Consider the following 16051-nt stretch of genomic DNA (forward strand, 5'->3'; position numbering starts at 1 on the left):
TCTGACCGATGCGGCGCCGCGGCGGCGGCACCACACTGACTGGGCAGCCAACCGGCAACGTCGCCAGCCCGCCAGGAGTCCCCGTGTCCGCCACGCCCGTCCCCCCTACCACCACCGCTCTGCACGACGCGACTCCCGACGGCATCGTCGTCGAGATCACGCCAGGCTCGGACTCCCCCACCCAGCTGCACTTCACCCTCGCTGCGGCACAACCGGTTCCGCTGCGGAGAATGCTGCCCGCACTTCAGAGCATGGATCTCGAGGTGCTGCACGAGCAGACCGACTCCGCACTGCGGCCCGACGGCCGCATCGGGTACGCCTACGGGCTCACCCTGCAGGCCGGTGACGACGCCGCGGCCGCGGTGGCCGGCTGGCACCCGGACACCGAGCGACGCATCCGCGAGACGTTCCAGGCCATCTGGGCGGAGCGCATCGAGGCCGACCAGTTCAACACGCTGGTCGTCAGCGCCGGTCTGACGTGGCGCCAGGTCGCCGTGTTGCGCAGCTACGCCCGGTACTTCCGGCAGATCTCGCTACCGTACGGGCAGGCCCGCATCCAGCGCCTGCTGCTCGACGATCCCGATGCCGCCAGGGCCATCACCGAGTCCTTCGAGGCTCGCTTCGCCGACACCACCCGCGGCGCAACCGATCCCGTTCGCGTGGCCCGGATGGCGCAGGCCGCCGCCGAACTGGATCGCTGCATCGACGCCGCCACGCACATCGACGCCGACCGGGTGCTGCGCGCCTACCGCAGCCTCATCGATGCGACGGTGCGCACCAATGCCTTCGCTCCGGAGGCGCTGACGAGCGCCGCACCGTACCTGGCCCACAAGATCCAGGCACGCGAGGTGGCCGAGATCCCCGAGCCGCGGCCACTGTCCGAGATCATCGTGACCGCACCGGACTTCGAGGGCCTGCACCTGCGCCACGCGCTGGTGGCCCGCGGCGGCCTGCGCTGGTCCGATCGCGTCGACGACTACCGGACCGAGGTGCTGGCACTCGTCAAGGCGCAGGCGGTGAAGAACGCCGTGATCGTCCCGTCGGGCGCCAAGGGCGTCTTCGTCATCAAGCGCTACCCCGCCGCCGGCGGCGACGCGATGGACGCGCAGGCCCGCGCCGCGCACGGGCGGCGCTGCTACCGGCAGTTCGTCTCGGCGTTGCTCGACGTCGTGGACGTCGTGCCGCCCAGCGCGGCGACGCCGCCGCGTGCCGGCGTGGTATGCCACGACGGCTCCGATCCCTACCTGGTGGTGGCCGCCGACAAGGGCACCGCGACGTTCTCCGACACCGCCAATGCCATTGCCCTAGACCGTGGTTATTGGCTGGGCGATGCGTTCGCCTCGGGCGGCTCGACGGGATACGACCACAAGGCGATGGGCATCACCGCGCGGGGTGCGTGGGTGAGCGGCGACGCGCACCTGCGGACATTGGGCATCGACAGCCGAACCGATCCGTTCACGGCCGTCGGCATCGGCGACATGAGCGGTGACGTGTTCGGCAACGGCATGTTGGCGCGGCCGGCGATCCGCCTCGTCGCCGCCTTCGACCACCGGCACGTCTTCATCGATCCGAACCCCCGGGCGGACGTGGCGGCGGCCGAACGGCGCCGCCTGTTCGCCCTTCCCCGATCCAGCTGGGCCGACTACGACCCGAGCGCCATCAGCGCCGGCGGCGGCGTGTGGCCCCGCACGGCCAAGTCCATCCCCGTCTCACCCGAGGTACGCGCCGCGCTCGGGATCCCCGACGACGTCACCGCACTGCCACCGCACGAACTGATCCGCCACGTCCTGTGCGCCCCGGTGGACCTGCTGTGGAACGGCGGCGTGGGCACCTACGTCAAGGCCGGCGACGAGACGCACGCCGACGCCGGGGACAAGGCCAACGACCAGCTCCGGGTGGATGCGGCACGGGTGCGCAGCCGGGTGATCGTCGAGGGCGGCAACCTCGGTGTCACGCCGCGCGGTCGTATCGAGTTCGCCGCGGCCGGCGGCCTGATCAACACCGACGCCATCGACAACGCCGCGGGCGTGGACTGCTCCGACCACGAGGTCAACATCAAGGTCCTGCTCGACGCGCTGGTGCGCTCCGGGCGCGTCGCGGCGTCGGAACGCAACGCGCTGTTGGCCGAGTTGGCCGACGACGTCGCCGAACTCGTGCTGGCCAACAACCGTGATCACACCCGGATCCTGTCCGACGCCACGTTCGGTGCCGCCAAGTTCGTCGCGGTGCACCAGCGCATGACCGACGCCCTCGAAGCGCGTCTCGGATTCGACCGCGCCATCGAGAACCTGCCCACCGCAGAGGAATTCGCACGGCTGCGCGCTACCGGCGGCGGCCTGGTGACGCCGCAGCTGGCCACGCTGCTGGCGCACGTGAAGCTGGCGCTGAAGGCGGACCTGCTCACCGGCGAGCAGATCGACGCGGCGCGCTTCACCGCACGGCTGGACGGGTACTTTCCCGCCAGGCTGCGCGAGCGGGTGGGTGGCCCCATCGTGGAGCACCCGCTGGGCCGCGAGATCATCGCGACCTCGGCGGTCAATCACCTGCTCGCCACGTCCGGGCTGACCTACGCCTTCCGGATCGCCGACGAGACCGGCGCCAGCACGGCCGACATCGTTCGTGCCCACGCCGTGACGTCGGAGGTGTTCGACCTCGACGCCCTGTGGGCCGCGATCTACGCGGCCGATCTGCCGAGTGACCTCGAGAACCTCCTCGTCACCGAGGGTCGCCGCCTCCTGGATCGGGCGTCGCGCTGGTTCCTGCTCAACCGTCCGCAGCCGCTCGACGTCGATGCCGAGATCGCGCGCTTCGCACCGCTGGTCGGCGCGCTGCGACGCCACGTGGGCGACATGCTGTGTGGGCGCGAACGCGCCACGGTGGCGGCGGCGCGCGACGCGTTCGTCGCCGCAGGCGCCCCGGAAGACCTCGCGCGCACCATCAGCGAGGCCCTGTACGCCTACAGCCTGCTCGACGTGGTCGAGGCCGCTGCGGCGTGCGGGGAGGATCCCCACCTGCTGGCCCGGGTGTACTTCGAGTTGTCCGATCACCTCGGCGTGGACAGTCTGCTGCTGGCCGTGTCGACCCTGCCGCGGGGTGAGCGGTGGCATTCGCTGGCGCGGCTGGCGCTGCGCGAGGACCTCTACCGGTCCATCCGCGACCTCTCCGTGGACGTCGCCCGGCGGGTGGCACTGCACGACGAGGGCAGTGCCATCGAGGAGTTCGAACTGTTCAACCGGCGTCGCTTCGAACGGGCACGCCGCACGCTCGACGACATCACGGCCACGGCCGAACCGGGTTTGGCCGTACTGTCGGTCGCGACGTCGCAGCTGCGCAAGCTGTCCACGACGCAGGTGTGAACGCGCGTACCACCCACGAGCCACGACACCACCCACGAGCCACGACACCACCCAGGAACCACGGAGACCTTCGATGACGACGCTGCAGCCCAACCGCTCCATCCGCGGCGGTGAGATCCCCCTCGAGTACGCCGCCGTGCCTGCCGAACAGACCGTCGCAGGTGCACCCCGCACGGGCGTGGCCGAACTCGGCCGCCTCGGCGACCTGGAGGTGGGCATCTGGGAGATGACCGAGGGCACCATGACCGACGTCGAGACCGACGAGGTGTTCGTCGTGTTGTCGGGCCGCGCCACGGTGGAGTTCGACGACGGCACCGAGCCCCTCGACCTCCGAGCCTGCGACGTCGTCCGGCTCGCCGCGGGCGCCCGCACCACGTGGACGGTGACGGAGAGGCTGCGCAAGGTGTATCTGGCCTGATCCGCCGTACCGGTCCACACCTTCCCTATCGTTCGATAGTGTCCTATCATTCGATAGGGTAGGTGTGGATCGCGCCGCCCCACGCTCGAGGAGGACGGCGACCCGTGACCGCACCGACCATGAATGCGCCCCGTTCGGCCGTGCACCGCTGCGCCGCCATCGCGGCCCCGCACCCGCTGGCCACCGAGGCCGGGCTGCGCGCGTTCTCCGACGGCGGGACCGCGATCGACGCGGCGATCGCGGCGGCAGCCGTGCTGACCGTGGTGTACCCGCACAACGTGGCCCTCGGTGGCGACCTGGTGGCCCTGGTCCGCACGCCCGACGGACGCGCGCACTGCGTCAACGCCTCGGGGTGGGCAGGCCGCCGCACGGACGTCACGACGCTGCGGACGGTCCACGGTGCGGCCCTACCCACCCGCGGCGCCGACACGGTCACCGTACCCGGGGGCGTCCGCGGCTGGGAAACCCTGCGCCAGTTCGGTTCCCGCAGATCGTGGTCGGCGACGCTGGCGGCCGCCGAGGCCGCGGCCGCCGACGGCGTACCCGTCGCACCGTCGGTGGCCTGGCACCTCGCCCACCCCGAGAACGCCGACCTGCGCGGCCTCGAGGACTTCGACCGCGCGTTCCGCCCCGGCGGCCACGACGCCGCCGCCGGCGACGTCCTGCACCAACCGGAACTCGCACGCACCTTCGCGCGTCTGCGTGACGGCGGGCCCGACGAGTTCTACGCCGGTGACCTCGCCCGCCGCTCGGTGGCCTACCTGGGTGCACAGGGTTCGTCGCTCGAGGCGTCCGACTTCGCCGACTTCCGGCCGGAGGTCGGCGCCCCCCTGACGGCGAGTTTCGGGGGTCTGGACGTGTTGACCAGCCCACCCAACACCCACGGTTTCGTACTCTTGCGCGTGCTGCACGCCATCGACCGACTGCGGCTCACCGACCCGCTGGGCCGCGACTTCGGCACCGTCATGCGACTGTTCCACCACGCCAACGCCGTTCGCGATCGCGCTCTGGCCGACCCGCGGTACGCCGACGTCGACGTCGCGGCCCTCGTCCACGGCGGATCGACCGAGTTCACCGCGGTCGGTGACGCCGCGGCCCCGGTCCTCGTCCCGCGCGGTGACACCGTGGGGGTGTCCGCCCTCGACGGCGACGGCACTGCGGTATCCCTCATCCAGAGCGTCTACTACGCGTTCGGATCGGGCCTCGTCGACCCCGAGACCGGGGTCCTGTTCCACAACCGGGGAACCAGCTTCTCGCTCGACGGGGCATCACCCAACGTCATCGCCCCGCGCAAGCGCCCGGCGCACACGTTGATGCCCGCCATGACCGTCGCCGACGGTGCCGTCCGCCACGTGCTGTCGACGATGGGCGGACAGGGCCAGCCTCAGATCCTCGCCCAGATCCTGTTGCACGCCATGGCGGGAACGCCGGCCGCCGACGCCGTCGCCGCGCCGCGGGCGATCGTCGGTCCGCAGTACGACGGGATCACGGCCGACGTCGTCTCCGTCGAATCCGATGCACCGCAGGCGGTCCGCGCCGCCCTCGCCGCCAGCGGGCTGGTGGTCGCGGAGCTACCGGCCCACACCGAATCGCTCGGACAGGCCAACGTCGTCTTCGCCGCGCCCGACGGCACCGTCTCGGCGGCGTCGGACCCGCGGTGCGACGGGACGGCGGCGGTGCTGCAGCAGCCACGCGGCCACGCCTGAGCGGGCGTCAGGCCGCCGGCGGCGGCGGGGTTTCAGGCCGCCGGCGGTGGGGTTTCAGGCCGCCGGCGGCGGGGTTTCAGGCCGCCGGCGGCGGTGTCGCCCGGCCCCACAACACGTGCCCGAGGACGCCGCACACCAGGGTGGCGGATGCCGCGACGTACACCGGAACGCTGATGTGCAGCTTCATCATCAGGCCACCGACGAGTGCGCCCGCGAAGATGGCGACGACCGCCCACAGGCGGCGGTGGGTGAACCAGGTGAGTCCGCCCTTGAACAGGGTCTCACTGGCGTAGGACGTGATGGTCGAGGTCACGACGACCGTCGTCATGTCGGTGACGGCGAGGAAGCGCGCCACCGAGGCCTGGGCACCCATCACCACCGCGATGGTGGCCGCGCAGGCGATCCCGGCAGGCGACGGTCCCGAGACGGGCGCCAACAGCGCGGTGGCGACGGCGGCGAGCACCACCGCGTTCACGCACACGATCGCGGTGATCACGCGGCTCCAGCCGCGCGGCCTGCCGCGAATCAGCCTGCCCGCGAGGGCGGCTCCCAGCACGTAGCCGATGAGCGCGATCAACGGGCCCGCCACCGGCAGCCCCTCCTCGGCGGCCAGACCCATGCCGAGGATCACCACGTTCCCGGTCATGTTGCCGGTGAACACCCGGTCCAGGCCCAGGTAGCCGACGGCGTCCAGCGCACCGGTGACCACGGTGAGCGTCATCATCAGCCACACGTGCAGATGACGCAGTGCGAAGGGGCGGGTGTCGGCGGGTGCGCTCACTCGGGTGCCCGGTTGGGACGCGCGTACTGCGCGACGACGGCGGAGCCATCGGCGCGCGGATCGGCCGCGGCGACGAAGCTGCCGTCACCGTCCACCCGGACCACGTTGGCTTGGCCGAGAGCTTCGGTGTGCGTTGGCACTTCGAGGACACGCAGACCGGACGCGACGACTGACGACACGGCATCGGAGTCTACGTCGCCTTCGACGACCGCCGAATCGACGGTCGCTCCCCCCACCTGAGGGCCCACGACGGCACGGGGCGCTGCGAGAGCGTCGGCCGCCGAGGCCCCGTCGAGCAGCCGGAGCAGCACCTGGGTGAGGATCTGGGGCTGGCCCTGGCCGCCCATGGTGGCCAGGACGTGCCGGACGGCTCCGTCACGGGTGGTGAGGACCGGCATGAGCGTGTGCAGTGGCCGCTTCCTGGCGGCGACGACGTTCGGCGACCGGGGGTCCAGCGAGAAGCTGGTGCCGCGATCGTGGAACAGCACGCCCGTGGCCGGATCCAGCAGCCCGGATCCGAACGCGTGGTACACGCTCTGGATCAGGGACACCGCGAACCCGTCCGAATCGGCCGCCGCGACGCCGACGGTGTCACCGCGGGGCACCGTCGCCGCGGGCGCCGAGGTCATCGCGGGCTCGGCGACGGGCGAGGCGGCCCCGAGGTCACCGTCGAGCAGCGCCGCCACGTCGACCGCAGCCGCCCGTGGATCGGCGAGATGCTCTGCGCGCAGCCGGTTTCCGTGGTGGAACGCCCGCATGAGCGCCCCGAGGCCGGACCCCAGGGGGGCGTCGACGCCGAATCGCTCCAGCACCCGTAGCGCACGCAGCATCACGAAGCCGTGGGTGTTCGGCGGGCTGGTGAACACGCGGTGGCCGCGATGGTCGGTCCAGATCGGATCGACCACCTCCGGAACGAACTCGGCGAAGTCACGTTCGTCGAGCACCGATCCGTGCGAGCGTAGGAACTCCACGGTGCGGGCACCCAGGGCGCCGGTGTAGAACTCGTCGGGGCCGCCCGTTGCGAGGGCGGCCAGCGTCGCCGCCAGCGCCGGTTGCCGCAGCGTGTCCCCGAGTCCCAGCAGGCGACCACCCGGCCGGAACGCCCGGTCGAAGTCCTCGGAGCCGAACAGGTCGGCATTCTCCGGCTCGACCAGGTGTGCGTGCAGCGACCGCGCCACCGGCACACCCGCCCCGGCGGCGCGTTCGGCGGGTTGCAGCAGCCGCGACCACGGCAACCGACCACCCATCCGACGCAGCGCATCCCAGCCCCGGATCCCGCCGGGCACCGTCACCGTGTCCGCACCGCGGTCGGGCAGTGTCGCCCCGTGTCGCGCGCGCAGGGCCGCCGCGTCGACCGCCGCCGCCGCCCACCCGGAGGCGTTGACACAGCGCACCTCTCCCCCGGGCGTGCGCACCAGCGCGATGAGATCACCGCCGAGCGCCACGTTGTGCGGATACACCACGCACAGCACCGCGGCGGCGGCGATCGCCGCGTCGATCGCACTGCCGCCGTCGCGGTAGACGTCCGCGGCGGCATCGGTGGCCAAGGTGTGCGGTGTCGCGATCGCTCCGGTGAACGTCGCAGGCCCGGGGAACGTGGGCATGCTCATTACCCCCTCGTGAGGTCGTGGTGGCGACCGCGGTGCGGTCCGTGGATGCCGACCGCGGTGCGGTCAGTGGATGGTCGACAGGAACGTCTTGGTGCGCTCGTTCTTCGGGTGGGCGAACAGTTCTTCCGGCGGGGCGTCCTCGATGATGCGACCACCGTCCATCACGATGATCCGGTCGGCGACGTCGCGGGCGAATCGCATCTCGTGGGTGACGACCACCATCGTCATCTGGTCTCGCGCGAGTTCGCGCATCACCTCGAGCACCTCGCCCACCATCTCGACGTCGAGGGCGCTGGTGGGTTCGTCGAACAGCATCACCTTGGGTCGCATGGCCAGGGCGCGGGCGATCGCGACGCGCTGCTGCTGACCGCCCGAGAGCTGGCTGGGCCGTGATTCCCCCTTGTCCCCCAGTCCCACCCGTTCCAAGAGGGCGCGCGCGTCCTCGCGCGCCTTCTCCTTGGGCTGGCCCAGCACGCGGACCGGTCCGTTCCACACGTTCTCCAGCGCGGTCATGTGCGGGAACAGGTTGAAGTGCTGGAAGACGAAGCCGATCTCGCGGCGGCGGCGCGCCAGTTCCTGCGTGCCCACCTTGCGTTGCGAACCCGTCTCGCGGTGGGCGATCGACACCCCACCGATGAGAACCTCACCGCTGTCCAGGGTTTCGAGGTGATTGAGCGACCGCAGGAGCGTGGTCTTGCCCGCCCCGGACGGGCCGATCAGCACCACCACCTGGCCGCGGTCGACGTCGAGGTTGACGCCGTCGAGCACGCGTCGGCCGCCGAGGGTGCAGCAGGCGTTGCGTACCGACACGATGGGGGCCGTGGCCTGCCCGGACTCGGAATTGGCAGTCATGTCGTCTCCTTGAGGAAGTCTCGTCATCCGTGTGGCTGCAGGGTCGTGGCGGCGGCAGCACCGCGGCGTGCGCCCAGCAGCCGCTGGGTGATGGGTACGCGGACCTCGATGCCGAGCTGACGCGTCAGCCGGTTCTCGATGGCGGCCTGGATGAAGGTCCACACCGTGGTCAACGCCAGGTAGTAGATGGCGGCGACGATGAAGATCTCGAAGGTGTGGAACGTGGCCGAGCTGATGGACTGCGTGACGAGGAACATCTCGCTGACGCCGATCACCGACAGCACCGAGGTGGTCTTCATCATGCCGTTGAACGAGTTGCCCATCGGCGGGACCATGACGCGCAGCGACTGCGGGACGATGACGAAGCGCATCAGCCGCGCCGGCGTCATGCCGAGCGATGCCGCGGCCTCGAACTGCCCCTTGGGCACGGAATCCAGTCCTGCCCTGATGATCTCGGCGATGTAGGCGCTCTCGTTGATCATCAACCCGATGATCGCCGCCTGGACGGCGGCCTTGACCGACAGCCCGAGCAGTGACACGTCGTGGAACTGGTAGAGCCCGACGGCGGCGAGGCCGGTGTAGATGATGACCAGTTGCACCAGCAGCGGGGTTCCACGGATCACCCAGATGTAGAACCCGGCGCACCAGCGCAGCCCGGCGAACGACGATCGCCGCATCAGCGCGACGGCCAGGCCCAGCAGCGTGGCCAGCACCATCGCGATCACGGAGATCACGATGGTCAACACCAGCCCGTTGAGGAAGTTGTCGCTGGGAGTGAACAGCGCCTTCCAGAAGAAGTCCCAATCGAATTGCACGGTAGCGCCTTTCGTGAACCTGGTGAGGTCGGGCCGGTTACTTGTCGATGGCGAGGTCGGTCATGCCCCACTCGTCGAGGATCTTCGAGTAGGTGCCGTTGGCCTCGAGTTCGCCGAGTGCCGCCGCGATGGCGTCGTGCAGCGCGGTGTCGTTCTTCAGCGTGGCTGCGCCGATCTTGATGGTCCCGAACGGCTTGCCCACCGACGTGATCTGGGCACCGGTCTTGGTCTGGTAGTAGCCCAGCGTCTCCGCGGTGTCCATGTAGGCGTCGACCTGACCATTCTGCACCTGCTGAATGGACACGTCGGCCTGGTTGGCGCGGGTGATGTCGACGGGGGCCTTGCCCGCCGCCGTGCACTTGTCGGACTGCTCTTGGGCCAGGGACTCGGCGGTGGTCGCCACCGCCAGCACGACCTTCTTGCCGCACAGGCTGTCGTCGAGTCCGGTGATGTCGGCGGGCTTCTGCTTCGAGACGGCGATGCCGGTGCCGGAGTACACGTAGGGCACGAAGTCGACGACGGCCTCGCGCTCGGGCTTGATGTACAGCTGGGCCATGATCACGTCGCACTGCTTGGCCTGCAGCGTGGGGATGACCGTCGCGAACGACGACTCGTGGAACTTGGGTTGCAACCCCATCTGCGCGGCCAGCGCCTTGCCCAGGTCGACCTCGCTGCCGATCAGGCTGCCGGACTCGTCGTGGTACACGTTGGGCGGCGTGCCGTCGTTGGGCGCGCAGATGGTGAGGGTGCCCGCCTCCAGGATGGCCGGGGGCTGCACCTTGGGCGGTCCCGTCGGGGTGGGCGCCGCCTCGTTCGACGACGACGAACAACCCACCAGCCCGAGGGCGGCCAACCCGGCGATGCCGGCGATCAACGTCTTCTTCACTGTTCCTCCAGGTGAGCGGTCAGCCGGTGTATGCCAGGTCACACCTGGCGTCCTATCGAACGATAGGGCACTATCGGCCGATAGGGAACCCTTTGACGCAAGTCGTAACACCGTTAACGCAACGGTCACGTGGCCCGCCCATCCCGGGCCCATCACCAAGGTCCTACCCAGGCTCCCAACCGAGGCCCCCGCCCAGGCCCCCACCGAGGCCCCCCACCGAGGCCCCCGCCCAGGCCCCCACCCAGACCCGCCGGCAGGTGGTGGCCACTCGGCTCAGGGGGCGGCGGCCGGTTCCAGATCGCGCAACCGACCCAGCGTCACCTCGCGGATGCCGGGCAGGCGATCCTGATCCACCAGCAGCGCGCGCACCACGAAGTCGGCGGCCTGCAGGGGCCGCTCCTGCCGCATGCGGCCGGAGGGCCCACCTTGCTCGCGCAGCGTCTCGAAGAGCACGCCGTTGGCCGCACGCACGACGAAACTCGGCTCACTCGGCACGAATTCACCCGCGCGGCAGCCGCCGTCGACCACGGTCTCCATCTGTTCGTGGAACCGCGCGATGCCGGCGCGCTCGTCGGCGAATTCCGGCAACGCCAGCACCGCATCCTGATACAGGCCGCGGGCGTCGAACGGCTGCACCAGGATCTCGCGGACGTCGCACGAGATCGCGAAGTGCAACTTCTCCGCCCAGGTCGACGATTCGGCCAGGCGCGCGTTCATCCGTTCGATCGTGGGTCCCAGATCCAGTCCCACGAGCGTCCGGTAGATCTCGTGCTTGGCCTGGAAGTGGTGGAACAGCGAGGGCTGCCGGATCTGGACGGCGTCCGCGATGTCGCGCGTCGACGTCCCGAAATAGCCGCGCTGCGCGAACAGTTCGGACGCGGCGAGCAGAATCCGGCCGCGCGTCGAGGACCAGTCCACCACCCCCGGCTGAAAGTCCGGCCCGTACTTCACCCGTCAACTGTGACACAGCGCCCCGCCCGACCGCCGCCCGACGCGTGCCCGACACTCCGCCTCGATTGGACCTCGGCGGAAGACACGTTGTCGGACGCCGGGCCCCGCAGCCGGTCCCATACTGTGATTCCCGCACCCCGCGTGGGGTCCCGGCGGGGTCGTCGACCATGAAGGAGTAGCGCGTGTCGAGTCGTCGTTCTCGAGTCGTCGAGGTGTCGTCGTGACGGCCAACGGCGGCGTGTCGTTCTGGTGGCAGCAACTCGGGGTGCCCAAGCCGCGGCCCGCACTCCCCGGGTCGATCGACGTCGACGTCGCGATCGTGGGGGCCGGCTACACCGGGCTCTGGACGGCGTACTACCTGAAGAAGGCGCAACCCGACGCGCGGATCGCCGTGCTGGAGGCGCGGTTCGCGGGATTCGGCGCCTCGGGCCGCAATGGCGGTTGGCTCACCAACGACATCACCGGCGGCCGTGACCGCATGGCCAAGACCAGCGGCCGCGACGCCACCAACGCCCACCAGGCAGCGCTCAACGCCACGATCGACGAAGTGATGGCCGTGGCCGCGGCCGAGGGCATCGACGCCGACATCCACCGCGGCGGCGAGCTGAACGTCGCCTACACCCCTGCACAATTGGCCCGGCTGACGGCGACGGCGACCGCCGCCGCGCGCTGGCCCCATACCGACGTCGAACTGCTCAGCGCCACCGAGAGCGCCGAACGCATCAACGTCGCAGGCACTCTCGGAGGCATCTGGCATCCGCACTGCGCCCGGCTGCACCCGGCGAAGCTCGCCAGGGGCTTGGCCGAGGCGGTCGAACGCCTCGGCGTGACCATCTACGAGAACACCCCGGTCACCGCCATCACCCCGGGCCGCGCCGACACCGTCTTCGGTGCCGTGCGCGCCGCGCACGTGTTGCGGGCGACGGAGGGGTTCACCGCGAACCTCGCCGCCGAGCACCGCACCTGGCTGCCCATGAACTCGTCCATGATCGTCACCGAGCCGCTGCCCGCGGCGGCGTGGGAGTCCATCGGCTGGAACGGCCGCGAGACGCTCGGGGACTTCGCGCACGTCTACATGTACGCCCAGCGCACCGCCGACGACCGGATCGCGTTCGGCGGTCGCGGCGTCCCCTATCGCTTCGGATCGGCCGTGGACACCGACGGCACGACGCAGCCCGCGGCGATCGAGACCCTGACCGCACTGCTGCGCCGGTTCTTCCCCGCGGCGTGTTCGGCGGCCATCGACCACGCCTGGTCGGGCGTGCTGGGCGTCCCCAGGGATTGGTCGGCCGCGGTGAACCACGACCGCGCGAGCGGCCTCGGGTATGCCGGGGGCTACGTGGGTACCGGGGTCACCGCCACCAACCTCGCGGGACGCACGCTGTGCGACCTGGTGCTGGGCCGCGACACCGAGCTGGTGCACCTGCCCTGGGTCGGCCACCGGGCCCGCAAGTGGGAGGTCGAGCCGCTGCGCTTCGTCGCGGTGCACGGCATCTATGCCGCCTATCGGGCAGCGGACCGCAGTGAGTTCCGGGGCCGGGCGACCAGCTCGCCGATCGCGCGGGCGGCCGACCTGGTGGCGGGCCGCTGACGGGTCAGCTCGACGGCTGGGGGGTCAGGGCGTCGCGTTCCCGCGCGGTGAGCCCGCCCCAGATGCCGAACCGCTCGGGTGTGCGGATGGCGTGCTCGAGGCAGCCCTCGAGCACTGGGCAGCCGACGCACACCGCCTTGGCGGCCGCCTCCCGGCCGTGCAGCGCGCGGCCGCGGCCGCCGTCGGGGAAGAACGTGTCGACCGGGATGCCGCGGCAGCGAGCGTCCTGGTGCCACGGGCCGGCGTCGCGCGAGCGCAGCACCACCCGGCGCCTGGGGACCGAACGGGGTGACGTCACGAGCGGCTCCTCACGAATCGAAGCCCAGGCCCGCCGCATCGAGCGTGCGCAGGAACAGGTTTCGCCGCCCACCGGAGTGGTCGGCGCGGTCGAGTGACCACCGCGTCGCGGTGATGCCCACCCAGCTCAGCGGCTCCGGGGGGAACGGCAGCGGCAGCGACCGCACCATGTCCAGCTCGGTGCGCTCGGTACGGCGACCCGACGTCCGGTCCAACATGACGTCGGCGGCGAACCGGGTGGCGGCGACGCCCAGACCGGTGAAACCCGCGGCGTAGGCCGTCCGCCCCTGATGCGCCGATCCGAAGAACGCGCAGAACCGCGTCGAGGTGTCGATGACGCCCGCCCACTGGTGGGTGCACCGGATGCCCTCGAGCATCGGGAACGTGGTGAGCAGGTGGCTGGCCAGCCTGCGATAGGTGGCCGGCCGGTCCTCCAAGCGTCGATCGATGCGGCGGCCGTAGTGGTAGATCGCGTCGTATCCACCGAACAGGATGCGGTCGTCGGCGGTCAACCGGTAGTAGTGGAACTGGTTGGCGGTGTCGGCGAGTCCCTGCCGCCCCCGCCAGCCGATCTCGTCGAGTTGGTCGGCGGTCAGCGGCTCGGTCACCAGGACGTAGTCGTACACCGGAACGGTGTGGTACCGGTAGCGTTTCAGCAGCGACGGAAATGCGTTGGTGGCCAGGATGACCCGGTCGGCCGTGACGTGAGTGGCCGCAGCGGCCAGCCGGATCGGGGCTCCGCCGCGGCCGCCGGACAGCCCCGCCACCGGCGTCTCCTCGAAGACGTCGACGCCGTGCTCGTCGCAGGCGCGCGCCAGTTCGTGCGCGAGCTTGGCCGGATGCACCAGCGCCGTCCGATGGCGGGTGAAGCGCGAACCCAGGTAGGTCGGCGAGTTCACCTGGGCCCGCGTGGCCGCGGCGTCCAGGAACGTCGACTCGGCGGTGTCGGGTTCCGAGCGCAGGTAGTCGAGTTGATAGTCCTCGACGGCCAGCGACAGCACGCCGGGACGTTCGAAGTCGCAATCCAGGCCCAGCGTGGACACGGTCTGCTCGATGCCGTCCAGGTTCTCCAGACCGAGGCGGTCGAGCGTCGCCATCTCCTGCGGCCATCGGCTGTGCCCGTTCTCCTCACCGTGGGTGAGGCTGGCCTCGACGAAGCCGCCGTTGCGCCCCGACGCCGCCCACCCGATCCGATGACCCTCCAGGAGGGCCACCCGAATTCCGGGATCGCGCCGTACCGCCTGCAGCGCACTCCACAACCCCGTGTATCCCCCGCCCACGACGACGAGGTCGTAGTGGCCGGGCGAGGTCAGGGACGGGTACCGCCGCGCGTCGCCGACGTCGGCGGTCCAGAACACCTCCGAACGCGTGGTCGCCAACGCGTGGTCGATCGCGCGGTCGCTGGCCGGCTGTCGTTCGAATACGGTCCGGGACATCTCGAGGTATCTCCAACGCTTCGGTGGGTGACGCCGCCCGCGGCCGTGAGTGGCGGCGGGCCGGCAGCCGTCGATCGTGGGCTGCACCGCGTCTTGGCCAGTGTGCGCCACGCCACGAGGCGCTGCCACGGACAGTATGCGTCGAAATCGCGCCGAATTCCGACATCCTGTCCGTTCGGCGATCACGTCGTCAGACCACGGATCGGCCCGGTCATTCGCACCACCAGCGGGCTGAGCGCCGAGACCACGCCCAGCACCGTGGCGACCGCGTACGCCCCGGACGGGCCCCAGGCATCGCCGGCGACGCCGGCGATCGCGGTGCCGATGGCGCCACCGGCCAGGGCTCCGGTGTTCAACCAGCCGAACGTCTCGGTGGCCGCGTCACCAGCCACCCCGTCGGAGACCATCAGGTAGATGGTGGCCAGGGCGGGCGCGAAGCCGAAGCCCGACGCGAACAGCACGATCAGCTGGATGGCGAGCACGTCGAAGACGCCGGTGGCGGCGGTCCCGGCGGCGACGATGGCGAGCATGGCCACCAGGCCGCTCATCCCGAGGTGACGGTGTCCCAGCAGGACGCCACCGATCAGGGAGCCGATGCTCGACACGGCGATCGCGATGCCGGCGACGACGCCGTCGTGGCCGTACTGGGCGACCACGCCCACCTCCAGCGCCATGAACGAGGCCACCAGCGCGAGGCTGGCGACCATGGCGAGCACGACCTGCTTCTGCAGCAGCACCCGGCCGAACGACGACTGGTTGCGCTCGACGCGCGGCGTGCGGCGCTGGATCGAGGTCAGGAACCCCACGCAGCCGGCGACGGTGATGGCCGCGGCGGCCAGCAGGGGGATCGCCGTCGACACCGTCGTGGCCAGGAACGTCGCCGCGACCGGTCCGATGACCCAGATGAGTTCCTGGGCCGAGGTGTCGAGGGCGAACAGCGCCCGCACCACGTCGGGCGGGACGAGCTGGGGGTAGAGCGCTCGCACCACGGGCATTAAGGGTGGGACCGAGGCGCCGACCAGAGCGCCCAGCACGCACAGCACCAGCGCGTTGGGCGGTGCGGTGGCCATGCCGACCATCGCGGCACCGTTGACCAGCGCGGCCGGCAGCATCACCGGGACCACCCCCACGACACCGACCAGGCGTGCGGTCAGCGGCATCACGATGGCCTCGGCGACGCTCACGCACGCCACCACGGCGCCCGCCTGGCCGTACGAGCCGGTGGTGGCGCGAACGTGCAGCAGGATCGCCAGCGACAACATGCCCAGCGGCAGACGGGCGAACAGCTGCCACGCGGTGATTCTGGCGACGTGGGGAATCCGCAGCAGGGCCAGATAGCTCCGCATCCATCC

13 protein-coding genes are annotated in these 16051 nt (G+C 70.9%); 4 read left to right on the forward strand and 9 right to left on the reverse strand.

Annotation, left to right across the window (positions count from 1 at the left end; translation table 11 throughout):
- Positions 1-83: 83 nt before the first annotated feature.
- From AC30CM_RS03320 to AC30CM_RS03330, 3 genes are all read left to right on the forward strand, one after another.
- The gene (locus tag AC30CM_RS03320; protein ID WP_490115399.1) at positions 84-3356 is read left to right on the forward strand and encodes an NAD-glutamate dehydrogenase domain-containing protein; all 3273 of its coding nucleotides are present in this window, start codon (positions 84-86) and stop codon (positions 3354-3356) included.
- A gap of 73 nt (positions 3357-3429) precedes the next feature.
- Positions 3430-3774, forward strand: coding sequence for a cupin domain-containing protein (locus AC30CM_RS03325; RefSeq protein WP_490115400.1), 345 nt, complete (start codon positions 3430-3432; stop codon positions 3772-3774).
- Positions 3775-3878: 104 nt separating this feature from the next.
- Positions 3879-5480, forward strand: coding sequence for a gamma-glutamyltransferase family protein (locus AC30CM_RS03330; RefSeq protein WP_490115401.1), 1602 nt, complete (start codon positions 3879-3881; stop codon positions 5478-5480).
- A gap of 76 nt (positions 5481-5556) precedes the next feature.
- Here AC30CM_RS03330 and AC30CM_RS03335 read toward each other — a convergent pair whose 3' ends face one another.
- From AC30CM_RS03335 to AC30CM_RS03360, 6 genes are all read right to left on the reverse strand, one after another.
- Positions 5557-6261, reverse strand: a complete 705-nt coding sequence (locus AC30CM_RS03335) for a YoaK family protein (protein ID WP_490115402.1) — start codon at positions 6259-6261, stop codon at positions 5557-5559.
- Positions 6258-7871, reverse strand: a complete 1614-nt coding sequence (locus tag AC30CM_RS03340) for a gamma-glutamyltransferase (protein WP_490115403.1) — start codon at positions 7869-7871, stop codon at positions 6258-6260. Before AC30CM_RS03340 ends, AC30CM_RS03335 begins: the two co-directional genes overlap by 4 nt.
- A 63-nt stretch (positions 7872-7934) precedes the next feature.
- Complete coding sequence (locus AC30CM_RS03345) at positions 7935-8723, reverse strand: amino acid ABC transporter ATP-binding protein (RefSeq protein WP_490115404.1); 789 nt, start codon at positions 8721-8723, stop codon at positions 7935-7937.
- A 23-nt stretch (positions 8724-8746) separates the two neighbouring features.
- Positions 8747-9538, reverse strand: a complete 792-nt coding sequence (locus AC30CM_RS03350) for an amino acid ABC transporter permease (RefSeq protein WP_490115405.1) — start codon at positions 9536-9538, stop codon at positions 8747-8749.
- Between the two features lie 37 nt (positions 9539-9575).
- Positions 9576-10424: an ABC transporter substrate-binding protein gene (locus AC30CM_RS03355; protein ID WP_490115406.1), complete on the reverse strand. Its 849-nt coding sequence runs from the start codon at positions 10422-10424 to the stop codon at positions 9576-9578.
- A 273-nt stretch (positions 10425-10697) separates the two neighbouring features.
- Positions 10698-11375 carry a TetR/AcrR family transcriptional regulator gene (locus AC30CM_RS03360; RefSeq protein ID WP_490115407.1) on the reverse strand — a complete coding sequence of 226 codons (678 nt, stop codon included), beginning with the start codon at positions 11373-11375 and terminating at the stop codon, positions 10698-10700.
- Positions 11376-11595: 220 nt separating this feature from the next.
- Here AC30CM_RS03360 and AC30CM_RS03365 point away from each other — a divergent pair, with 220 nt between their 5' ends.
- Positions 11596-12966 (forward strand): NAD(P)/FAD-dependent oxidoreductase, encoded by a 1371-nt coding sequence (locus AC30CM_RS03365; protein ID WP_490115408.1) that lies wholly within the window; start codon positions 11596-11598, stop codon positions 12964-12966.
- 4 nt (positions 12967-12970) lie between these two features.
- Here the strand turns inward: AC30CM_RS03365 and AC30CM_RS03370 are convergent, their stop codons facing one another.
- The 3 genes from AC30CM_RS03370 to AC30CM_RS03380 form a co-directional block, all read right to left on the reverse strand.
- A complete protein-coding gene (locus AC30CM_RS03370) occupies positions 12971-13264 on the reverse strand; it encodes a WhiB family transcriptional regulator (protein WP_490115409.1) in 294 nt (97 codons plus the stop codon).
- Between the two features lie 10 nt (positions 13265-13274).
- A complete protein-coding gene (locus tag AC30CM_RS03375) occupies positions 13275-14699 on the reverse strand; it encodes an NAD(P)/FAD-dependent oxidoreductase (protein WP_490115410.1) in 1425 nt (474 codons plus the stop codon).
- Between the two features lie 182 nt (positions 14700-14881).
- Positions 14882-16045: an MFS transporter gene (locus AC30CM_RS03380; RefSeq protein WP_490115411.1), complete on the reverse strand. Its 1164-nt coding sequence runs from the start codon at positions 16043-16045 to the stop codon at positions 14882-14884.
- Positions 16046-16051 lie beyond the last annotated feature (6 nt).

The organism is Mycobacterium sp. DHQP2018-32-09 (assembly GCF_058148405.1).